General features: G+C 72.5%; 21 protein-coding genes. 5 read left to right on the top strand and 16 right to left on the bottom strand.

Annotated elements, in window-relative coordinates; genetic code table 11:
- The first annotated feature begins 70 nt into the window (after positions 1-70).
- Positions 71-793 carry a discoidin domain-containing protein gene (locus V5P93_RS17655; RefSeq protein WP_104479928.1) on the top strand — a complete coding sequence of 241 codons (723 nt, stop codon included), beginning with the start codon at positions 71-73 and terminating at the stop codon, positions 791-793.
- A gap of 146 nt (positions 794-939) precedes the next feature.
- Here V5P93_RS17655 and V5P93_RS17650 read toward each other — a convergent pair whose 3' ends face one another.
- The 10 genes from V5P93_RS17650 to V5P93_RS17605 all read right to left on the bottom strand — a co-directional run bounded on the left by V5P93_RS17650 (position 940) and on the right by V5P93_RS17605 (position 11,691).
- Entirely contained in the window at positions 940-1,632 is a 693-nt protein-coding gene (locus tag V5P93_RS17650) for an aspartyl/asparaginyl beta-hydroxylase domain-containing protein (protein WP_104479927.1), read from the bottom strand.
- Positions 1,629-2,855 carry an MFS transporter gene (locus V5P93_RS17645; protein WP_104479926.1) on the bottom strand — a complete coding sequence of 409 codons (1,227 nt, stop codon included), beginning with the start codon at positions 2,853-2,855 and terminating at the stop codon, positions 1,629-1,631. Before V5P93_RS17645 ends, V5P93_RS17650 begins: the two co-directional genes overlap by 4 nt.
- On the bottom strand, positions 2,852-4,036 hold the full coding sequence (locus V5P93_RS17640; protein WP_104479925.1) for a peptidogalycan biosysnthesis protein: 1,185 nt from the start codon (positions 4,034-4,036) through the stop codon (positions 2,852-2,854). Before V5P93_RS17640 ends, V5P93_RS17645 begins: the two co-directional genes overlap by 4 nt.
- Positions 4,033-5,061: a GNAT family N-acetyltransferase gene (locus tag V5P93_RS17635; protein WP_104479924.1), complete on the bottom strand. Its 1,029-nt coding sequence runs from the start codon at positions 5,059-5,061 to the stop codon at positions 4,033-4,035. Before V5P93_RS17635 ends, V5P93_RS17640 begins: the two co-directional genes overlap by 4 nt.
- Positions 5,062-5,128: 67 nt before the next feature.
- Positions 5,129-6,304, bottom strand: a complete 1,176-nt coding sequence (locus V5P93_RS17630) for an iron-containing alcohol dehydrogenase (protein ID WP_104479923.1) — start codon at positions 6,302-6,304, stop codon at positions 5,129-5,131.
- Complete coding sequence (locus V5P93_RS17625) at positions 6,301-7,413, bottom strand: thiamine pyrophosphate-dependent enzyme (protein WP_104479922.1); 1,113 nt, start codon at positions 7,411-7,413, stop codon at positions 6,301-6,303. The genes V5P93_RS17630 and V5P93_RS17625 overlap by 4 nt, the downstream gene beginning before the upstream one ends.
- Positions 7,413-8,300, bottom strand: a complete 888-nt coding sequence (locus V5P93_RS17620; protein ID WP_219824009.1) for an isocitrate lyase/phosphoenolpyruvate mutase family protein — start codon at positions 8,298-8,300, stop codon at positions 7,413-7,415. The genes V5P93_RS17625 and V5P93_RS17620 overlap by 1 nt, the downstream gene beginning before the upstream one ends.
- Positions 8,301-8,339: 39 nt before the next feature.
- The gene (locus V5P93_RS17615) at positions 8,340-9,452 is read right to left on the bottom strand and encodes a pyridoxal phosphate-dependent aminotransferase (RefSeq protein WP_104479920.1); all 1,113 of its coding nucleotides are present in this window, start codon (positions 9,450-9,452) and stop codon (positions 8,340-8,342) included.
- A 1-nt stretch (position 9,453) separates the two neighbouring features.
- Entirely contained in the window at positions 9,454-10,353 is a 900-nt protein-coding gene (locus V5P93_RS17610; protein ID WP_104479919.1) for a TauD/TfdA family dioxygenase, read from the bottom strand.
- 321 nt (positions 10,354-10,674) lie between these two features.
- Complete coding sequence (locus V5P93_RS17605; RefSeq protein ID WP_181043559.1) at positions 10,675-11,691, bottom strand: M4 family metallopeptidase; 1,017 nt, start codon at positions 11,689-11,691, stop codon at positions 10,675-10,677.
- Between the two features lie 280 nt (positions 11,692-11,971).
- On the opposite strand from V5P93_RS17605, the gene V5P93_RS17600 reads away from it, so the two are divergent.
- Complete coding sequence (locus tag V5P93_RS17600; protein ID WP_104479917.1) at positions 11,972-13,567, top strand: methyl-accepting chemotaxis protein; 1,596 nt, start codon at positions 11,972-11,974, stop codon at positions 13,565-13,567.
- Positions 13,568-13,658: 91 nt separating this feature from the next.
- Here the strand turns inward: V5P93_RS17600 and V5P93_RS17595 are convergent, their stop codons facing one another.
- The gene (locus V5P93_RS17595) at positions 13,659-14,036 is read right to left on the bottom strand and encodes a DUF4267 domain-containing protein (protein ID WP_104479916.1); all 378 of its coding nucleotides are present in this window, start codon (positions 14,034-14,036) and stop codon (positions 13,659-13,661) included.
- A gap of 107 nt (positions 14,037-14,143) precedes the next feature.
- On the opposite strand from V5P93_RS17595, the gene V5P93_RS17590 reads away from it, so the two are divergent.
- A complete protein-coding gene (locus tag V5P93_RS17590; protein ID WP_104479915.1) occupies positions 14,144-14,722 on the top strand; it encodes a TetR/AcrR family transcriptional regulator in 579 nt (192 codons plus the stop codon).
- Between the two features lie 51 nt (positions 14,723-14,773).
- Here the strand turns inward: V5P93_RS17590 and V5P93_RS17585 are convergent, their stop codons facing one another.
- From V5P93_RS17585 to V5P93_RS17575, 3 genes are read right to left on the bottom strand one after another with little or no spacing between them, the layout of a single operon-like run.
- Complete coding sequence (locus V5P93_RS17585; protein WP_104479914.1) at positions 14,774-15,361, bottom strand: N-acetyltransferase; 588 nt, start codon at positions 15,359-15,361, stop codon at positions 14,774-14,776.
- Positions 15,358-16,827: an APC family permease gene (locus V5P93_RS17580; protein WP_104479913.1), complete on the bottom strand. Its 1,470-nt coding sequence runs from the start codon at positions 16,825-16,827 to the stop codon at positions 15,358-15,360. The genes V5P93_RS17585 and V5P93_RS17580 overlap by 4 nt, the downstream gene beginning before the upstream one ends.
- A gap of 31 nt (positions 16,828-16,858) precedes the next feature.
- Positions 16,859-17,536, bottom strand: a complete 678-nt coding sequence (locus V5P93_RS17575) for a GPP34 family phosphoprotein (RefSeq protein WP_104479912.1) — start codon at positions 17,534-17,536, stop codon at positions 16,859-16,861.
- A gap of 572 nt (positions 17,537-18,108) precedes the next feature.
- Here V5P93_RS17575 and V5P93_RS17570 point away from each other — a divergent pair.
- The gene (locus V5P93_RS17570) at positions 18,109-18,768 is read left to right on the top strand and encodes a nitroreductase/quinone reductase family protein (RefSeq protein ID WP_342752273.1); all 660 of its coding nucleotides are present in this window, start codon (positions 18,109-18,111) and stop codon (positions 18,766-18,768) included.
- Positions 18,765-18,926: a hypothetical protein gene (locus V5P93_RS17565; RefSeq protein WP_181043557.1), complete on the top strand. Its 162-nt coding sequence runs from the start codon at positions 18,765-18,767 to the stop codon at positions 18,924-18,926. The genes V5P93_RS17570 and V5P93_RS17565 overlap by 4 nt, the downstream gene beginning before the upstream one ends.
- A gap of 130 nt (positions 18,927-19,056) precedes the next feature.
- On the opposite strand, the gene V5P93_RS17560 is transcribed toward V5P93_RS17565, so the two are convergent.
- Positions 19,057-19,395, bottom strand: coding sequence for a hypothetical protein (locus V5P93_RS17560; RefSeq protein ID WP_104479910.1), 339 nt, complete (start codon positions 19,393-19,395; stop codon positions 19,057-19,059).
- Positions 19,396-19,762: 367 nt separating this feature from the next.
- Positions 19,763-20,422: a BTAD domain-containing putative transcriptional regulator gene (locus V5P93_RS17555; RefSeq protein WP_245931340.1), complete on the bottom strand. Its 660-nt coding sequence runs from the start codon at positions 20,420-20,422 to the stop codon at positions 19,763-19,765.
- Positions 20,423-20,539 lie beyond the last annotated feature (117 nt).

The following is a 20,539-nucleotide window of genomic DNA, read 5'->3' as shown; positions in this document are numbered from 1 at the left end:
ACAAAGGATTCTCGAATGTGGCCGTTTTCGGTAGCTTTCACCCGTCGTCCCTGATCGAGAGGAACCCCCGGTGCGCTTCTTCAACCGCAGACACGCGCTGCCCGCCGCCCTGGCGCTGGCGAGCGCGGGAATCTTCACCGCCGTCGTGCTCGTCCCGGCGGCCGCCGCGGGCCAGGCGGCGACCACCGGTTCGAGCACCACCGTCACCACGACCCCGCCCAGCTCACCGCCGTCGACCACCGGCACGTGGGACCCCTGCTACCAGGGGCCGCCGTCGAGCCCGCCGTCCGGCACGACCTACCTCGCCCCCGCCGAGACCTCGACGCAGCCCAGCAGCACCATGCCGCCGCGCCCGCCGTACCCGGGTGAGAACTTCGCCCTGTCCGGGGTGGCCCGGTCGTCGTCGAACTACACGCAGTACTACACGCCCGCGAAGGTGAACGACGGCAACACCGGCACCGCGAGCAACTGCCAGTACGCCTGGATGAGCGCCAACCGCTCCATGGACAACCCCGAGTGGGTCGCCGTCACCTGGAACGACCTGCGCAGCGTCAGCCACGTGGCCGTCTACAACTCCCTGGGGCTGGAAACCCGCGACTTCGACATCCAGCTGCTCAGCGAGAACGGCCGGTCGTGGGACACCGTGGCCACCTACAACAACAACACGAACACGGTCGTGAAGTCCTGGTTCGGCGCCCGCAACACCAGGGGCGTCCGCGTGCTCGTCAAGGTGGGTTCCACCAACGTGCCCTCCATCGCCCGCGTCAACGAGATCCAGGCGTTCGCGTACTGACCACCGTGCCGTGCTCGGCGGCGGAGTTGCCTCCTCCGCCGAGCACGGCGTCAGCCACCAGCGCGCGGTGGCCAAGCCGGCCGCAGCGAGCTTTGCCGGATGCCCCGAGCAGCACACCGCCGGGGGTTGGTACGCCCCTGGCCGGCTCAGATGTCGCCGGTGGACCCCTGCAGGTACTGGTCGGACCACTTCCGCTTGAGGCGGAGGCTGGCGATGTTCACCCTGTCCCGGACAAAACCCATGGGGCGCCGGATGTCGACGATCAGCACCACCCGCGGTTCGTCGCTGGTGTTGTGCACCTCGTGCTCGAAGGTGTCATCGATCAGGATGCTCTCGCGTTCGCGCCAGGTGTGGTACTCGGAGCCCACGCGCAGGCTCGGGGGGTTCTCGGTGGGGACCGAGAGGGCCAGGTGGTAGCGCAGGATGCCCGCATAGGGGCCGCAGTGCGCCTTGAGGCCGACGCCCGGTTCCAGTACCGAGATGAAGGCGTTCACGACGCTCGGGGTGTTCTCGGCGAAGGAGACGACGGTGGGGCAGTCCCGGTACGCCATCGGGTTCGGCACGCCGAGCATGTACGCGTAGTACAGCCGCCAGTCGGTGGACACCTCGGCGGCGCGGATCGGGTCTATGTCGGCGTAGCGGGCCAACCCGCGGGCGCGGACCAGCGCCTCGACCTCCGCCTTCACCTGGTCGTAGCGCGCCTCCAGGGCCCGGGCCTGGGGGAACAGCTCGTACGGCGACATTATCCGGAACCGGTTCTGCTTTCCACTGGCGCGCAAGAAGTACGAGTTGAGCGCCTGCCGCACCACCGGCTGGTTGACACTGAGCGAACCCTTCACCTTTTCTCCCCTGGTTGTCCGACTTGATCCCTACCCGGCGCGGGGCGCAGCAGGCGCCGCAGCAGCAGCGCGCAGCCCGCGATCGCCACCCCCCACACCACGATCACCACCCGCACGGCCACCACCGCCATCAGCGCGCCCAGCCCGAGCGCCAGCACCAGCAGCACGGCCGACAGCACCAACTGGGACACGGCCAGGATCCGGCCGGTGTGCTCCGGGGGCGCCTCGGCCTGCGCGTGCGCGCGGAACAGCACCAGCGACCCGAGGGCGGCCGCGCCGACGACCGCCGCGAGGGCCATCGACCACGGCAGGTCGCGCGCCGCCGCCAGCAGGGCGACGGTCGCGCCGGTGACCGCCAGCGACCCCGCCAGCAGACGGGTGCCCTCGCGCGGTGGTGCCATCCGCGCCAGCACCAGTCCGACGACGAACGCGCCGACCCCCCAGGCCGCCTCGATCAACCCGTAGGCCGCGGCGTCCATGTGGTTGTCGTCCTTGACGAAAGCGGGCAGCACCGCGTTGATGCCGGAGATGAGGCTGCCCGGCACCGCGACGAACAGCGTCGTCCACAGCAGGGCGGGCCGTCCCCGCAGCACACCCCACGCCTCGGCCATGTCCCGGAACAGCAGCCCCGCGGTGCGCCGCCGCGCCACCCCGGCCACCGCGGGCAGGCTGACCACGAGCAGCCCCGCGGTGGTCAGCACCCGGCCCCCGGCGCCGAGCAGCAGCGGGTCGGCCTCGCCGAGCAGGGACACGGCCGCGCCCGCGACCGCCGCCCCGATGAACACCCCCACCTGCGACGCGGCCTGCCACAAACCGTTGGCGCGCAACAGCGCCGCCCGGTCGAACAGCTGCGGGAGCAGCGCGCCGTAGCTGGCCGACGAGAGCGAGTACAGCCCGTTGACCCAGGCGGAGGCCACGAGCAGGTGCCAGGTCTGCAGCTGACCGGACGCGGCCAGCACCGGGATCACCGCGACCGCCGGGATCCGCGCCGCCTCGGTCACCGCGGTCACCGCGCGCCGCGAGTAGCGGTCGATGAGCGGCCCGCCGAAGAACGCCGCCGGGATGCCCGCCGCCGCGTTGAGCGCGGCCATCGCGGCCAGCGCCACCGGCGTGCCGCCGACCACGATCACCAACCAGCCGAACACGACCAGGTCGAGCCCGGTGCACAGCGTGGACAGCACGCGGGTGCCGAGCAGCAGCGCGAACGCGCGGTCGCGGTTCATCGACCGACCGTCCCCCGATCGACGACCCGGGCCAGGTCCGCGGCGACCTCCGGTGGGCACTGCTCGCCGAGTTCACCGAGCAGCGACCGCGCGGTGGCCCGGTTGTGCGCGACCTCCCTCGCCGCGGACCACCCCGGCGGCGGGCGGAGCAGCACCGACCACACGGGAACCGGCACACCGCCGCGCCGCAGCTTCTGCTCGTACCCGGCCACGCCGAGGTCGAGGTGGCGCGCGCCGTGCCGCAGGCCGTACCGCACGGGTTCGTGGACCATCAGGTTGAAGTACTCGGCGTGGCGGCCGACCCGCGCGTAGTCGAGCCCGACGGAGCGGCCGATGAGCGCGGTACCGCGCGCCACGCAGGACATGAACCCCACGGCCTGGTCCTCGTGCCTGCACACGAAGGCGAGCAGCGCGTCGCCGAACACCGAGCGGATCCGCCGGTACCGGTCGACGAACAGCGCGACGTCGCCGTAGCTGCCGTGCCTGCGCTGGGTGTTGGTCTGCAGGCGGGCGAGTTCGACGACGTTGTCCTCGGTGATGGGCTCGACCCGCACCACCCGCCCACCCCGGGCCAGCAGCCGCCGTTCCCGGCGGACCAGTTCCCTGGTGCGGGGGCGCAGCAGCGCCTCGTACTCCGCCTCGGTGGCGCGCGGCAGCGGCACGTGCACGCGCACCGCGGTCAGCAGCACCGGCAGGTCCGGCAGGTGGTGGCGCACCCTGGCCACGTCCGCCTCGGTGAGGTGCGGCACGACGACCGTCCCGCGCGCCGCGTCGGCGACCCGCGCCACCGCGGCGGCCCAGCCCGCGAGGTCCCCGGTGCCCGCCGGGGCGGTGCCGTAGCCGGAGGCGCTGCCGACGACGGTGACCGGCTCCCACCGGCGGGCGGCGGGGTCGTCCACGCCCACGCCGCCGAACAGCGCCCCCGGGTGCAGGTGCGCGTTGGCCGGGCCGCTGGTGTAGCGGTACACGGGCACGACCGCGCGCAGCTCGCCGCAGGCGCGGACCACCACCGCGCTCTCCCGCGCCCCGTTCTGCCCGCGCATGGCGAGGTTCCAGGACCGGGACGAGTAGAAGCCGATACCGGTGTCGGGCACCATGGCGTCCCACTGCGCGGGGGTCTCGCGCGGGTCGCACTCGGTGATGTCGAACCGGGTGTCACCGCGCGGCGCGGCCGCTGTCACGAGCCTGGCCCCAGCAAGGCGACCTGGTGCCTGGGGGACAGTCCCATCCGGACCTTGAACGGCTCGTTGAGCCTGCCGCACTCGGCGACCTCGACGTCGGTCGACCACATGAGTTCGAGCATGTCGCCCCACATCCGGTAGTACGGGCTGAACCCGAGCTCCGGCCGGTCGCGCAGGTAGCCCGCGGCCCAGTACTGCAGCCGCTTGCGCTCCAGGAACGACACCCCCACCGACAGCGTCGCGCCGTCGCGGTCCTGGACCTCCAGCACCCGGACCGGTTCCCCCAGTTCGCGCAGGAACGCCGCCAGCTTAGGCGGGTTGTAGTACTTCGGGGACCCCGCCTTGGTCGCGGTGGCCGCGACGAACTCCATGAGCGCGGGCAGGCCGGGGTAGTCCGCGCGGTGCACGAGGCTGCGCGCGCCGTGGTCGGCCGCGCGCCGCAGGTGCCGGGCGAACTCGCGGCGCATCGAACTCCGCAGGGAGGCCAGGTAGGTCGGCAGGTCCGGGGCCTGGTCCCGGTGCAGCACCCACCGCGGTACCAGGACGGTCGACCGCGAGCCCGCGCGCACGAGCGCCGCCGCGGCGGGCGACCGCTCCTCGACGTTGATGAACGCCCACCGCGCGCACCCGACCTCCGCCGCCTGCTTCCCCAGCTCCGCGCACAGCGCGCGCAGCGACCACTCGTCCCGGGCGAGCACCCGCGCCCCGGGGCAGTGCCACATCGGCGACAGGAACGCCGACTCGCCCTCCGCCAGCCCGAGCACGCTCAGCGGGTCGCCCTGGATGTAGGCGGGGGCGGCGGCCAGCAGCGCGCCCTCGCGGTCGCGCACCTCGACGTAGCGTGGGCGCGCGATGCTCTGCACCGGGTTGTGCTCGTAGGCGCGCATGAACCCGATGGTGTGGAAGACCGGGGCGTCGAGGTCCGCGGCCAGCTCGTCCCAGTCCGGCGGGAGGTCGTCGGCGGAGAAGCGGACGTGGGTCCGCAGCCGTACGCCGGGCGACGAGGTGGTCGGGTTCTCGGTCATCGGTGGCTCCTCCGGTGGGTGCGTCGGCGCCGGGTCGACGACCGGGCGCCGCGCGGGCGTTGTCGGCTCAGTCCCGGCTCCGGGATGGCGAACCCGGTCCGCCCGCCGCGGCGCGCGTGGACCGGTGGTGGGGCTCCCCCGCGGCGCCGGTCGCCGGGTCGACGAGCAGCCGCCGCACCGCGGCGCGCACGGCGGTCGGGTCGAGTCGGATCGGGGTGCCGCTGACCCGGTTCGACGCGAGGCCCTCGGCGACCACGACGTCGACCAGGTGGGTGCCGTTCGCCGACCCGCAGCGCGTCGGCAGGCCGCGGGCCGCCAGCAGGTCGGTGACGACCCGGCCGAGGTCGCGCCCGTCCGCCCGCAGGAGGCGGCGCAGGGTGTCGAGCACCGGGTCGGGCAGGGTGCGCTCGTCCGGTGCCGCGGTCTCGACCATGGGCGCGAGCCAGGTGAGGTTCAGCGCGCACGCGTGGCCGTGCCGCACGCCGAGGTGGGTGGTGAGCGGGTAGGCGAGGGCGTGCGCCGCCGTGGTGCGGGTGCGGTCGATCGCCCGGCCCGCGAGCAGCGCCGCCGCGCTGAGCCGGTCGCGCTCGTCGGCCGCGGGGGTCGGCGCGGCCCCCTCCAGGATCGGCACGAGCAGGTCGAGCGCGGCCACCGCCCACGCCCGCGACTCGTCGGTGGCGCGGCTGGACCACAGCGACTCCACGGCGTGGGCGAAGGCGTCGAAGGCGCAGCACCAGGTCTGCTCGGGTGGGCAGCTGTCGGTCAGCGCCGGGTCGACGAGCGCCGCGTCGGCCTGGACGCCCGCGGCGTCGAGGGACAGCTTGTGCCCGTCGCGGTAGAGGGTGGCGAACCTGGTCACCTCGCTGCCCGGGCCCGCGGTGGTGGGCACCAGGACCAGGCGGGCGTCGGTGCGCGGGCCGTCGGTGCCGCGCAGGACCCGCTCGGCCGCCGCGCGGTCGGCGGGCAGCGCCCGCGCCGCCTTGGCCACGTCCAGGGCGGAGCCGCCGCCGACACCGACCACCAGGGTGGCGCGGTGCTCGTGCCGGGCCCGCGCCGCCGCCAGCGCCTGGTCCGCGGTCGGGTTCGGGTGGAAGTCGGTGAACAGCGCGGCGCCCGCGGGGAGCACGCCGCGCAACCCGAGCCGGTCCACGGTGCCCGCGCTGGCCACGACCAGGGTGTCCGCGGCCCAGCCGGTGATCTCGTCGAGCCGCTCGAACGCGCCCCTGCCGGAGATGACCGTCATGTCGTGACCCTCCCCGCCGCCGCGCGGCGGAACCGCTCGGCGATGGTGTCGAGGCCGGTGTCCGCGGACGCCCGCGGGTGCACCTCGTCGGGGGTCGCGGTGACCTGGAGTGCGCACAGGACCGGCCCGGGCCCGGTCAGCGCGGCGTCGAGCGCGGCGGGCAAGCGGGTCCGGTCGGCGCAGTGCAGCACCCGGCGGTAGCCGAGACCGGCGCCGATCGCCGCCCAGTCGACCCCGGGCGCGGCGCTGGGCTGGCACCCGGTCGACTCGTAGCACCCGTTGTCCACCACGACGTGCACGAGGTTCTCGCCGCCCACCGCGGCCGCGGTGGCACCGGTGCCCAGGTGCATGAGGAACGCCCCGTCGCCGTCGAGCACGACGACGCGCCGGGACGGCAGGGCGCTCGCCAGGCCCAGCCCGATCGCCGCGGCGTGGCCCATCGATCCCTGCATGTACAGGGTCTCCGGGCGGTCGCGCTCGTGGTGGGCCTGGCGGGAGAGGTAGCCGGTGGTGGTGACCAGCAGGTGGTCGGTGAGCCGGTCGAGCAGCGCGGAGACGACGTCCGCCCTGGTGCACGCGTCCGCCACCGGTGGCACCACCACGGGGTCGGGGCCGCCGATCGCGCCGCGCGGGACCAGCAGGAAGAACGGCGTGCCCCGCTCCCGCGCCTCGCCCGCGCGGGCGAGGCAGTCGGCGAGGTTCCCGTCGCCCAGCACGGCGTGGGGCACCCCGAGTTCGCCGAGCAGCGCCTCGGTGCTCGCCCCCATGACCGCGTGCTGGGGTTCGTCCCGCGCGGGGTCGGGCCATCCCCGCAGGGTCATCACCACCAGCACCGGGACGTGGTAGGGCACCAGCAGCGAGGTGAGCGGGTTGACCAGGTTGCCGAACCCGGAGTTCTGGCACAGCACCGCGGCCCGCGTCCCGCCCAGTTCCCAGCCCGCCGCGATGGCCACCGCCGCGCCCTCCGACACCGCGGGCACCAGCTCGCCCGCGCGGTCGAACAGCGCCCACGGCCCGGCCAGGTGTCCACACGGGACACCCGTGACCCGGCGAACGCCCCAGGACCTCAGCGCCGCGGTGAACTCCGCGGCCGACACGACCCCGGCCATCAACCGCGCCCCAGCCACTGGCTCATCCCGGACAGCTCGAAGATGTCCTTCACCGACGCGATCGTGGACTCGATGCCCACCGTCGAGCCGTCGGCCAGCACCGCGGCCCACGCGTCGCGCACGGCGCGCACGGTGGCGCGCATCCCCTGGTTCGCGTAGATCACCATGGCGACCCCGGCCTCCTGCGCCTCCGCGACGGAGAACGCGGTGTAGGTGGTCGGTACGACCACCACCGGCGCGCGCCGCTGCCAACGGCGGGTGAACGAGACGACCTCGGACGAATCGGCGGCCTTGGAGTGCACCAGCACCGCGTCGGCGCCCACGTCGACGTAGTGGTGGCAGCGGGCGAGCGCCTCCTCGACGCCGTACCCGCAGATGAACGCCTCGGTGCGGGCGATCAGGACCGTGTCCGGGTCGTGCTGCGCCTGTTTGGCCGCGCGCAGCTTGGCGCCGAAGTCCTCGGTCGCGAGCAGTTCCTGCCCGGCGCCGAGGAAGCTGTTGAGCTTGGGGAAGACCTTGTCCTCGATGCACACCGCGGCGATGCCGACGTTCTCGTAGCGCATCATCGTGAACGCGGCGTTGCGGTCGCCGCCGAACCCGGTGTCGCAGTCGGCGACCACGGGCACCGCGGTCGCGCTCTGCATCGTCGCGGCGGCGGCCAGGAACTCCGCCATGCCGAGCAGGCTGATGTCCGGTAGCCCGTGCGCGGCGGAGATCTCCAGGCCGGAGGCCCACACCGCGTCGAAGCCCGCCTCGGCGACCAGGCGCGCGCTGAGCCCGTCGTGCGCGCCCGCCACCCGCAGCAGCCTGCCCTCGGCGAACGCCTCGCGCAGCGCCGCCGCCCGGGTCTCGACCTGCCGCACCTGGCCGCGCGTGTCCTCAGTCACTGTTCCCCCTAGGTAGGTCGTGTTCCAGTCGCCGCCGGTTCACCGCGCGGCGGTCGCGTTCCCGAGCGCCTCGGCGGCCAGGAAGCGGGTGAGCGCCGCCGCCGCGCGGTCGATGACCCCGGGCTCGACGGCCACGCACAGGCGCAGGTGCCCCGGCAGCCCGAAGGTCGAGCCCGCCCGCAGCCGCACCCCGGTGTGCTCGGCCAAGTCCGCGCACAGCCGCCGGTCGTCCGTCCATTCGGGATGGAGAGCGGCGAGGTCCCGCGCGTCCAGGCACAGGTAGATCCCGCCCGAGGGCGGGACGACGCGCAGCGACGGGACCCCCGACAGCGCCCGGACCGCGTGCGCGCGGCACCCGGCCATCCACGCCAGCCGCCGCGCCACCGCCGGGTCGTCGAGCCCGCCGCCCCCGGCGAGCACAGCGCGCCCCGCCGCCTGGGCGAGCACGCTCACGGGTCCGGTCGTGTGCTCCGCGATCCGGCGCACGGCCTCGGTGACCGCGGCACCCGCCCAGACCCAGCCGATCCGCGCACCCGCCATGGCGTGCACCTTGGCGATCCCGCCGACGACCGTCGCACCGTCATCCGCGGGGACACCGGCTGCCGCCGCCCCGTACGCCCAGTACACGTCGTCGAGGACCAAGTGGACACCGCGGTCGGCCGCCCAGTCGCGGATCCCGGTGATCGCGGCCGCGTCGTAGACGGCACCGGTCGGGTTGACCGGGCTGTTGAGGAGCACGGCCCGGGTGTCGGGGGTGAGCGCGGCGTCCAGCAGGTCCGGGTCCACCGACCAGCCCCGCGCGGGTGCGCCGGGCACGGCCACCGAGCGGGCACCCGCCAGCCGGATCAGCTCGGGGTAGTGGCTCCAGTGCGGTCGCGGCACGAGGACCGCGCCACCCGCCGCTGTCGCCGCGACCGCGCAGAACAGACCGTGCCGGGCGCCCGCCGCGACGGTGACCCGGTCGGGGTCGGCGGAGCGGCGCAGGCGGCGGGCGTAGTGCTGCGCGACGGCGGCGCGGAGGGCGGGGTCGCCCGCGACCGGGGCGTAGCGGCTCGCGTCGGGGGCGGCGGCGGCGTCGGTGACGGCGGTGACGACCGCGTCCGGCCACGGCTCCACAACCTGCCCCGAGGAGAGGTCGATCGTGTCCGGCATATCAGGCGGACACCCTGATCCAGGTCCGCAGCAGCAGCCGCGCGCGGGTCGGGTCGTCCTGGAACTCGGTCCGGCCGTGCAGCAGGGAGAGGTTGTCGAAGATGGCGAGTTCACCCTCGCGCAGCTTGCCGACCATCGAGCTCGCCAGGCCGCCGACGACCTCGTCCAGCGCGTCGAGCGCCGCCGCCTGCTCGGCCGAGAGCGCGGGCGAGCCGGAGTGCGCGTGGCCGAGTTCGATGTAGCTGCGCAGGTAGGCGATGCCCTGCCTGCCGCGCTGTTCGAACAGGATCGGTTTGGCGACCGTCGGCGGTTCCCCGGGCTGCTGGTCGCCGCGCCGGTCGAAATGGAACGGCTCACGCAAAACGCGCAGGACATCGGGCCTGGCGGACAACTCCCGAACGATCTCCCGCACGTGCACCAACTGCAAGGCGCCACCGCGCACGGATTGCCGGACGCAGTAGAGGGTGAACAATTCGGGCGCGGGCAGCGGTCGCTCGACACCGTCGGTGTGCAGGTTCCCGCCGAATCGGGAATCCGAATACCGGGCCCGCGCACCTTCCCCGATCGCGGTGCCGCGGTCGCGCACGTGTTTGACGATCAGCCCTTCCAGGTTCTGCGGCAGGGATTCGCCGAGCAGCGCGGAAAGCCGGTTCAACGCCCGCTCGGCGGGCTCCGGCTCGGCGGGGAGACCGGTGAGCACGAGCAGTCCCGTGCCGTCGTCGACGTGCTCGCGAACCAGGCGGGACAATGACTCCCGCGCTGCTTCCGCGAGCCCCTGGTCCGGTTCGCGGTCGTCCGTCAGCGCCGCGCCGACCACGTCGGGCACCTCGACGCGGCACACGTCGAAACCGTCGACGTGTGCCGCGTCGAGCGCGCCGTCAACATCTGTCTTTTCGGTCATACGTTCCCCCAAGAACGTAAGAAGAATCGGCTCCGCTGACAACGCGCAAGTCGATGCCTCTTAAGGTCGCAGCAGCGTGGCGTTCACGCTAGCGACACCCGTCCTCGACGGTCAAGGATCTGAACATCGGACGAACCCGGTTCACCCAATGAGCGCACCCAAACTGGAAAAGGATCATTGGATAGTCAGTGGAACGTCCCAACATTCGACAACCGCCCAAAAACGGCAGTCCAGACACAGTTTCCCCGAATTTCCGATGAATAATCGAGGTGGATCGGTCCGCCGACCGCCGTAGTGGACCGAAACGGCCCGGGCAGCGGTTCAGCAGGTCGGGTCGCCTGGATTGGCGGGAACGGTGACGGCGTCCCAGGCGGCTTTGACGGTGGTGAACGTGGCGCAGTCGCCGGGGGTCAGGTTCTTGGCGGCCATCAGGGTCCACTGGCGGTACTTGGGGTACGAGCTCCCCGAGGTCTTGAACAGCATCGCCGTGTAGAGGACGGTGATCGCCTTCTGGACGCCGACGCCCGTGATCGTCGTGCCGTTGCAGGTGGAACTGGCCGCGGAGCCCGCGGCGACGAGGGTGAACCAGTGGTCGCCGACGCCCGCGGACGCGAACGGCTCGCCTCGGGGGACGGTGTTGTCGTAGCAGTTCTTGCCCCAGGTGGCGGCGGGGTTGGCCATGTCGCGCAGGGGGCCGGTGCCCATCAGGTCGGTGCGTTCGCCGATCAGGAAGTCCGGGGCGTCGCCCGCCGGGGACTCGTTGGCGTACCACTCGGCGGCGGTGGCGAAGGCGTCGGCGATGAACTCGGCGGTGCCGTTCTGGGAGACGCCGCCCGGGGTCTGCTCGTCGAGGGCCCTGGCGTACGGCCTGGCGACCAGGTCCAGGGTGCCCGCCCACTCACCCCGGGAGTTGTGGCCGACGGTGATGTCGGTACCCGTGCCGACCCCGACGCCCAGGACGTCCCGGCCGACGGTCAGGGCCAGCACCGGACGGCCGGACGGCGAGCGGCGCAGCCAGTTCCTGGTCATCCGGAAGAAGTTCTGGGCCGCGTACAGCGCGTCGACGCACCCCGTCTCGCGGTCCCGGGCGACGCCGTTGCCCCAGTCGTTGTCCGGCCCGCTGAACTGGGTCCGGTTGGTCGCGTCCGAGCAGGACAGGCCCGGGTTGCCGAGGTCACGCAGGTAGTAGGTGCCCTGGTTCTCGTAGGTGTCCAGCGGCAGCGGGTTGTCGTTCCAGTGGCCCGTCCCGGTCCCGACGACGGCGGTCGCCGCCGAGGCCGGGGTCAACAACGTCCCCAGCAGGGTCAGCGTGGTCAAGGCCTGAATCGTTCTGCGCATCTGCGATCTCCCCTCACGTGAACGCCCCGAGCCAGCATCGAACTGCCGTCTGACCAGCACAAGCAGTCCCGGGCCTGAACAGATAAACATCGGGGCGTGGGAGCGTTCCGATACCTCACGCACGTACGCCATCACCCTTGTGACCCCGATTACCACTGATCTGGCAGAACTCCTTCAGGCTCCCGCGCCCGTGCCGATGACAGGCGCGGTGGCTCCATCGTGTGGCGATGCGGGCCGATAGGGCGTGGTGACCCCCGCGCAACGGACAGGAGTGCTTCGCATGGCCAGTTCTCTGTCACGCAATCCGCTGACCCGCAGTCTGCGTACCCGGGTGTTCAGCGCGTTCCTCGCGTTGGCCGTCGTGGTGATCGGCCTCGGGGTGTTCAGCCTCGTCCAGCAGGTCGACCAGCGGGACCGCGCGACGTCGATCGCCGAGGACACCGTCACGCCGCTGGTGGACGTGAAGGCAGCCGAGACCGCGAACCTGACCGCGCTGCTGACCGACATCGTGCTCGAGACCGTGAAGGACCCGCAGGCCCAGGCCAGCCTGACCAAGGGCCGCGACTCCTACATCGCCGCCGCCGACGCGGGCTTCGCCAAGCTGAAGACCTCGATCCCGGACAGCCTGCAGCCCGCGCTGACCCAGCTGATGGCCGACCGCGACACCTTCTGGACCTCGCACAAGGCCCGCCGCGCGGCCACCGCCGCCGGTGACACCGTCAACGAGCAGAAGTACAACGCCGCCGCGCAGGCGAACCTGCCGAAGGTCAACGAGGGCTTCGCCAAGCTGACCACGAGCCTGGTCGACTACGGCGCCACCCAGCGCCAGGCCATCGCCGACGCGACCACCACCTCGATCTGGCTGACCGTCGTCGTCATCGCCATCGCCGTGCTGCTGGCCCTGGGCCTGGGCTGGGCGCTGACCCGCAGCATCCGCCGCCCGGTGCGCAAGCTGCAGGACTTCGCCGACCGCGTGGCCGCGGGCGACCTCACCCAGAAGGTCGACATCCAGACCGGCGACGAGATCGGTCAGATGGGCGAGGCGCTGCAGAACGCCGTGGACCAGATCCGCACCGTGGTGTCGGGCGTGGCCGAGTCGGCCTCCGGCCTGGCCGGGTCGGCGGACAAGCTGACCGCCACCAACGACCGCGTGTCCGGCGCGGCGGGCTCCACCTCCCGCCAGGCGGGCGAGGTCTCCAGCGCCGCCGCCCGGGTCTCCGACAGCGTCGGCACCGTCTCCGCCGCCGCCGACCAGCTCGGCGCGTCGATCCGCGAGATCGCGCAGAACACCTCCGAGGCGGCCAAGGTCGGCGCCGAGGCCACCGCGACCGCGCAGCACACCAACGACATCATCACCCGCCTCGGCTCGTCCTCCGCCGAGATCGGCGACGTGCTCAAGACCATCCGCTCGATCGCCGAGCAGACCAACCTGCTGGCGCTGAACGCGACCATCGAGGCCGCTCGGGCCGGTGACGCGGGCAAGGGCTTCGCCGTCGTCGCCGGTGAGGTCAAGGACCTCGCCCAGGAGACCGCCAACGCCACCGAGGACATCGGCCGCCGCGTGGCCGCGATCCAGACCGACACCGAGGCCGCGGTCTCCGCCATCGGCCAGATCGTCCAGGTCATCGAGCGCGTCAACCAGTTCCAGTCCGCCATCGCGGCGTCGGTGGAGGAGCAGTCCGCCACCTCCGACGAGGTCAGCCGCAGCGTCGCCGAGGCGGCCAGCGGCAGCAACTCGATCGCCTCGGCCATCACCGAGGTGGCGACCGCGGCGGGCGACACCTCCCGCGGCGTCAGCGAGGCCGAGCAGACCACCGTGGAACTCGCCCGACTCAGCGGCAAGCTCCAGGACCTGATCACCAGGTTCCACTACTGAGACAGGGTTGGACAACCGTAGACAACACGACCGACCGCGGGGTGGACGCTTCTCCGGAAGCGTCCACCCCGCGGTCGTTTCGGGGAGGTCGTTACGCGACAAGCAAGAGCACGCTGATCACCAGCATCACCGCGGCGGTGGCGCCGTGCACGCCGAACGCGGCCGAACGCGGTCCTTTGCTGCGCAACACGATCAGCATGTCGCCGACGGGAATCCCCGCGGCCGCCAGCATGAACCAACCCAGCACCTGGGGTGTCGCCGCGATCAGCAGGACGAAGACGAAGACCCCGGCGGCCAGGTCGCGCACGGCCTTGACGGACAACCACGCCCGGAACACCGGGTCGTCGACCGGGGTGTCGGGGATGCCGAAGCCCGCCGCGGCCCGCGGTGCCCGCAGGGCGAGCACGCCGATGACGATGATGCCGACACCGATCAGTCCGGCGAGCACACTGGCGATGGTCGTGACCACGGGTGGTTCCTCCCTCCGGCGGACGCCGCCGGAATCTAGCGGCGCTAGCAACAGTATCGACGCTAGCCTATCAGCGACAGGATGTCTAGCACCGCTATACTGGGTTCATGTCCGCCACCAGCGAGCGCCGCGAGCGGGACCGCGCCCACCGCCACCGGCTGATCATCACGGCCGCGCGCGAGCTGGCGGAGGCCGAGGGCTGGGACGCGGTGACGACCCGGCGCCTGGCCGAACGCGTCGAGTACAGCCAGCCGGTGCTGTACAGCCACTTCGACGGCAAGGACGCCATCGTCGGCGCCGTCGCGCTGGACGGGTTCGGCGAGCTGGCCACTCACCTGCGCGACGCGCGGCAGGGCGCGGCCGAGCCCGGGTCGGCCCTGCGCGCCGTCTGCGGTGCCTACCTGGACTTCGCGACCGCGCGGCCCGCGCTGTACCAGGCCATGTTCACCCTGCCCACCGACCTGAAGTTCGCGAGCGCCGACACCCCGCCCCCGCTACGGGCGTGCTTCGACGAGTTCGTCGCCTGCTACCGCGCGGACAACGAGCGGCGCGAGCTGCACGCCGAGGTCGTCTGGAGCGCGTTGCACGGCATGGCGGTCCTGTCCGCCAGCGGCCGCATCCCCCCGAGCTGGCGCGAGGAGCGGCTCGACTTCCTCGACGCCCGGCTCGCCGACACCCCGGCGTAGACGGGCGCGTGCCCGGCTCCTGGGTGGAACCGGGCACGCGACGAACGGGCCTTACGCGGCGGGTTCGCGCCAGAGCGGGTACATCGCCGGGCCGTCGGGGAGGTTGTACGGTTCGCCGAGCGGCCGGTAGCCGTAGCGCTGGTACAGGCGGGAGCTGGCGAGCGTGCTCGCCTCCAGGAACGCGGCGGTCCCCTCCCGGTCCAGCCGGGCGTGGTAGTCCGCCAGCAACGCCCCGCCCAGCCCCTTGTTCTGGTGTTCCGGGTGGACGGCCAGCAGCGCCAGGTGGTGGTGCGGCGCCGCCGGGTGGTGGGACTCGAAAGCCTCGTCCAGCAACTGGAACCGCGACGCGTACTCCCCCGTGCCCGCGGCGACGCGCGCCTCGTAGTCACGGGGTTCCGGGACCTCGCGGTCGCGGTGGAACCACACCGCGACCGCCTGGTCGGAGATCAGGTCGACGCGGCCGTGTTCCAGGGCGTGTTCCACCAGGATCGTGAAACTCGCCGTCAGCGCCGGGAGCCGCGCCGCGGGCTTGTCGATCAGCCAGACCGTCTGCGGCAGCGCCTCGAAGGACTTGGCCACGAGGTGCGCGCAGAGCGGGATCTCCGCCGCGGTGGCCCGGGTGATCGTCGACGTCGTCATCGGACACCCACCGGGCGCGGGGCGCTGGTGCTCGCGGGTCGAGCGGCGCCCTGGCCGATGGCCCGGTAGATGTGCGGGCGGGTGCCGCGGAGCACGAAGCCGTAGAGCGTGCCCGCGACCGCGACTCCCGCGAACACCACCGGGATGATCCACCGCAGTGGTGTGTCCGGGCCGAACCCGAGCAGCAGCGAGAAGTTGATGACGACGAGCGCCAGGATCGCGGTCACCGCCAGCGCGGCGATCGGCGGGGCGACGCGGTGGATCGGCCGCGTCTCCTCCTCGTCGTCGCGGCGGAGGAAGAACACCGTGGCGAAAGCCGTGCCGGACAACAGGATCAGCACGCCCAGTGCGCCCGCCGTGCCCGCGACGTAGAACAGGTTCACGAACGGGTCCCAGCCGCCGATCGCGTACACGATGATGGTCACCAGGCCGAGCGAGCTCTGCAGGATCGACGCCGGGCCGGGCTGGCCGGTGCGCGGGGTGGTGCGGCCGAGCGCGCCGGGCAGCACGCCGTCGCGGCCGAGGGCGAAGGTGTAGCGGGCGCAGGTGGCGTGGAAGCTGATCATGGCGGCGAGCAGGCTGGTCACCAGCAGCGCGCGCCCGATGTCGGCCGCCCACGGCCCCAGGTTCTGCTCGGCCAGGGTGAACAGCAGGCCCTCGGGGCTGTTGCCCGCCATGGCGACCACGTCCGCCGCGCCCGCGGCCTGGATGGTCGTCCACGACGAGAAGGTGTACAGCGCGCCGAGGCCGACGATGCAGATCACGGTGGCGCGGCGGACCGCCCCGGTGCTGGCCTGCTCGGAGAAGACCGCGCTCTGCTCGAACCCGACGTAGCCGAGCACGGCCAGGCCCAGCAGCGGGCCGAACGCGTCACCGAGCAGGTCGCCGAAGGCGAGGCCGTCGATGCCCAGGCCCGCCGGGGCCGGGTTGGCGAGGTTGGCGAAGGCGTACATCAGCAGCACGGCGATCTCGGCGGCGAGCAGCACCAGCAGCACCCGCGCGGAGTTGCGGATGCGGCGCAGGCCGAGCACGCCGACGACCACCCACGCGGCCAGCGACAGCACCCACCACGGCACGTCCCAGCCGAACCAGCGCTGCAGCAACGGTTGCAGCACCGGCCCGAACGCGCCGTAGAGTCCCACCTGGAGCGTGTTGTACGCGAGCATCGCGACCCACGACGCGCCCACTCCCGCGGGCCTCCCTAAGCCGACGCTGATGTAGGTGTAGAAGGCACCCGCGTTCGGCACCCGCCGGGCCATCGCCACGTAGCCGACGCTGAACACCGCCAGCACCGCGGCTATGACCACGAAGGCTATCGGCAGGCCCAGCTTGCCGGTCGCGGCGAAGCCGGTGGTCACGATGGCGGCGCACACCGTGAGCGGCGTGGCGGCGGACGCGGTGAAGAACACCACGCCCGCTGTGGACACGCGCTGCCCGGCGAGGGTCTGCGCGGCGGATGTGGGCACGGATACTCCTTCTTGCGGGTTGGGAAACCGGTCAGAACTGCGGTGTTACCGCCTCGGTCACCAAGACCTCGGTGGCGTGTTCGAGCAGTTGCGTGCCACTCGGACCCACGTTGCGGCGCAGCTGCGCGGTGAGTTCGTCGTGGACGGTCGGTTCGCAGTGGCTCAGCACGTCGCGGTCGCGGCCGGTCGCGCGCAGCAGACCCGCCAGCAGCAGGTCGGTGGGCGACAGGTCGCGCGGGACGCCGAGGTTGCCCGCGATGCGCACGCCCGCCGCGACCGCGGTGCTCAGCGACGGCGGGACGTAGAGTTCGAGCGGTTTGCGCAGCAGCCTGCGCCGGGTGGTGCGCACGACCTTGCCCGCGGCGTGCATGCGGTGCCGCACCAGGTCCGCGACCTGGCGGGCGACCAGCACCCGGATCCAGTCCTTGGCCAGCACGACCGAGTCATCCTTGCGGATCCACTGGCGGACCCGCTCCTGCAGCTCGTCGGCGCACGGCTCGTCGAACGGGCGCAGCCGACCGCCGTCGATGACCATGCGGTCGGCCAGCAGCAGCTCGCCGAGCACGGCGGCGGCCAGGCCGACGGCCAGGGCGTGCGGCTGCAGCCGCTGCTCACCGGTCATGTCGTCCAGACCGGACAGGTAGAACTCGTCCGCCAGCAGCTGCGGCGCCCGGGACCCTCGCCCGGACGCGGCGGTTATCTCGGGCACCCTGATCCCTCCAGATCGGGTCCGGCGCCTGCGGCCGACACTATGCGTAGCGTGTCCGAACCGCTCGGCGCGAACGCGTCGCGGCGCCGCCGGACGCGCGCGGAGTCGGTCGGACAACTGCGCTGGGTCCACTCACGGGCCACCGTGGCCCGTCGGTGGTCGGGTCGACTCACGTTCCCCACTTCTTTTCCAAGGATGTGCGCCGCGCAGGATAGGGGGGAATATCCGACCGGGGGGATACCCCGTGCGCACTGATCACTCGATCGGCGCAATCCCATACAACACGACAGTGTGGACTGACACACCCCTACGGCCGGCGGGGATGGTAGCGCTCCCCGCTAGAGTGATCGTTCTTCGGACATTCGGGTGGTCCGGACGGACTAGTTGAGTCACGCTCACCAGTCGCCGCATACCCGCCGCCCACTGTCCTTCGTGGATTCATCAACTATTTCCCCGGCGCGCCGCGATTCCTGCCGAAATGTCGACCGGGGTCCGTCCGGAATCGCATTGGGGTCACATTCCGGACGTAACAAACCGGCAACCCGCGCATCGGACCGGCCCCGGCCGAACCGGTGAGCCCTCGACGACCCGATCACGGAGAGCTACCATCGCGGATAGCTTGCTCGCACAGCGAACAGTCTCGGGAGCCGGTGGACCGGAGGGGTCGTGACCGGTGCGAACGACGCGGTGATCAGCGAGTTCCGGGCCCTCGGCGGCCGGGTCGGCGGGGTCTCCGACGGCGCCCCGCCGCTCCTGCCGACCACGGCGGGGCGCCGGACCGGCAGGCGCAAACCACCCCTGTGGTCTTTACCGGTGACGGTGCCCGCCACCTGGTGTTCGGCAGCGACGGGGGCATCGACCACCATCCCGACCGGTACCTCGACATCCGGGTGCCACCACAGGTCACGGTGGAGGTCCCGGCGCCGGAGGGGCACCCGGGGCCGGTCGTCCTCGTCGCGGCGCGCGCGGAGGCGCGGGCGGGCACGGAACGTGAACACCGCTTCGCACTGCAATGCGCCAAAGACCCGGCCTTCGCGGGCTATCGGGTGCGGACCGAACGGCTGATCCCGGTGGTCGCTTTGGTCCCGCTCGACCTGTCCGGCGCCCCCGGCCGGGCCCGCGTCGGCACCACGCCGACCCGCGTGCCCGACTCGACGGAGTCCGCGCCGCACTCGACGGGACCACCCCACCCGCGGTCGACCCGCTCGCGGGACTGCTCGCCGAACACGTGACCGTCGACCACGCCCTCGACCGGTTCGAGGCCCTGCTGTCCGGTTCGCCCGACCCGGCCACCCCGTGCGCGAAACCGGCGCGGCTGGTGTCCGGACTGGAGAAGCACTTCGCGTTCGAGGAGGAGCACCTGCTCGCCGCCGTCGGGCTGCCGACCTGACGCCGCCGGGCTGTCGCGCCCCCGGCCGGACGCGACCGTTCCGGCACGGTGGCCTACGAGCGCCACACCACCGGCGCGCCGGACGGAAGGCCGTGGCACCCGGTTGGCGCGGGCACCACGACCACCGGTGCTACTTGACGACGACCACCTGGCTGGTGGCCTTCTCGAACAGGTTCGACACCCCCGCGTAGTGCGCCCGCCAGCGACCCGGCCGCTGCTCGGGGGTGATCGTCTCGAACTGGGTGGAGCCGCTCAGGGTCGACACCGTCGACCACTCGCTCGGGCCGTTCGGCTTGAACTGGACCTCGATGTCGAGCGGCCACGGCGTGCCGCCGTGGGCACTGAACACGCCCCGGACCTGGACCCCGAGGTCGCCGTAGCGGGACGCGCGGAACTCGGTGAAGGTCACGGGGTGCACGACGGTGACCTTCACCCGGTCCTGTGCCTCGGCGATGAACGGGTCTGCCATGCCGTCAGGGCCCGCCGGGAGTCGGCGGGCCGGTTCGCGCTCAGGTTCGCGATGGTGCTCTGGTACGTGAAGACCAGCGTGCCCGCCTGCTCACGCACCGTGGTGTCGCCGTCGGCGTCGGTAGCTCACTGACGGCACCACCGCCGCGCTCGCCACACCCCGGACCACCCCGACTGTGAGCGCTCCGACCACAAGGGCGCACAGTGCCGTCACGCGCTTCCTCAAGTGTTCCTCCTCAGGACCCGGCCGATGTCGTGGCCGGTGACCGCGGGAGCGTGAACGACGACGGTCGCCCCTGAGGCTCAGCCGCCGGTCCGTCGAAGTGCACCGGACCACGTCTTCCGGCTCGGCGACACCCCGGGCGCGATCAACCCGACGTCGCGTCGACGGGGTCCGGGAGCAGGTCCTTGAGCAGGGCGGACGGTTCCAGGTCCAACTCGTCGGCGAGCAGGCGGTGGCACTGGCGGTACTGGTTCAGGACGGCGGAGCGGTTGCCCGCGGCGAGGTGGGCCTTCATCAGCACGTGGTGCGCGCTCTCCCGCAACGGTTCCGCGCGCACCGCCGCCAGCCCCGCCGCGACGGCTTCGCCGTGCCTGCCCGCCGCGGTCAGGCGTTCGGCCATGACCTCCAGCGCGTGCAGCCGGAGTTGGTGGTACTGCTCCTGCTCGACCAGCACCCAGTCGCTGTCGTGCCAGTCCGGCAGGATGTCGGCGGAGAGCTCCTGCCGGGTCTGCGGGGTGAGGATGTCGTCGCAGGGCCGCGTCCCGTCGAGCAGTCTGGTCGCCCTGGCCATCGCCTCGCGGATGTCGACCCTGATGTGGTCGGCGATGGCGATCTCCCGGGTGGAGGTGTCGATCACCCGGTAGCCGGTGCCCTGGGCGCGCCACAGCGACGACCGCAGGTTCGCGCCTGCGCGCGCGGTCGTGCTGTCGGGCCACAGCGCGCTCGCCACGAAGGCGCGCGTCCGCGGTCTGTCCTGCAGGGCCAGGAAGGCGACCAACCGTTGGGCACCCGCGGAAATCGGCACCCGACAATGGCCGATCGACAGGCTGAAGCTATTCAGTAGGCACAATGTCATCGAACCTGTTTGCGCACCCATGCGGCCCCCCTGCCTCTATGGATCCACCTTTTCCCTGCCGCGAAG

This window comes from Actinokineospora auranticolor (assembly GCF_041897805.1).
In the GTDB taxonomy this organism is placed as follows: Bacteria; Actinomycetota; Actinomycetes; order Mycobacteriales; family Pseudonocardiaceae; genus Actinokineospora; species Actinokineospora auranticolor.
This window is presented reverse-complemented; position numbering and strand designations above follow the sequence as displayed.

Coding starts and splice junctions, on each gene's coding strand:
- V5P93_RS17645 (WP_104479926.1), bottom strand. CDS start 2,855: ATGAACCGCGACCGCGCGTTCGCGCTGCTGCTCGGCACCCGCGTGCTG.
- V5P93_RS17635 (WP_104479924.1), bottom strand. CDS start 5,061: ATGACCGAGAACCCGACCACCTCGTCGCCCGGCGTACGGCTGCGGACC.
- V5P93_RS17630 (WP_104479923.1), bottom strand. CDS start 6,304: ATGACGGTCATCTCCGGCAGGGGCGCGTTCGAGCGGCTCGACGAGATC.
- V5P93_RS17625 (WP_104479922.1), bottom strand. CDS start 7,413: ATGGCCGGGGTCGTGTCGGCCGCGGAGTTCACCGCGGCGCTGAGGTCC.
- V5P93_RS17615 (WP_104479920.1), bottom strand. CDS start 9,452: ATGCCGGACACGATCGACCTCTCCTCGGGGCAGGTTGTGGAGCCGTGG.
- V5P93_RS17610 (WP_104479919.1), bottom strand. CDS start 10,353: ATGACCGAAAAGACAGATGTTGACGGCGCGCTCGACGCGGCACACGTC.
- V5P93_RS17605 (WP_181043559.1), bottom strand. CDS start 11,691: ATGCGCAGAACGATTCAGGCCTTGACCACGCTGACCCTGCTGGGGACG.
- V5P93_RS17600 (WP_104479917.1), top strand. CDS start 11,972: ATGGCCAGTTCTCTGTCACGCAATCCGCTGACCCGCAGTCTGCGTACC.
- V5P93_RS17590 (WP_104479915.1), top strand. CDS start 14,144: ATGTCCGCCACCAGCGAGCGCCGCGAGCGGGACCGCGCCCACCGCCAC.
- V5P93_RS17585 (WP_104479914.1), bottom strand. CDS start 15,361: ATGACGACGTCGACGATCACCCGGGCCACCGCGGCGGAGATCCCGCTC.
- V5P93_RS17560 (WP_104479910.1), bottom strand. CDS start 19,395: ATGGCAGACCCGTTCATCGCCGAGGCACAGGACCGGGTGAAGGTCACC.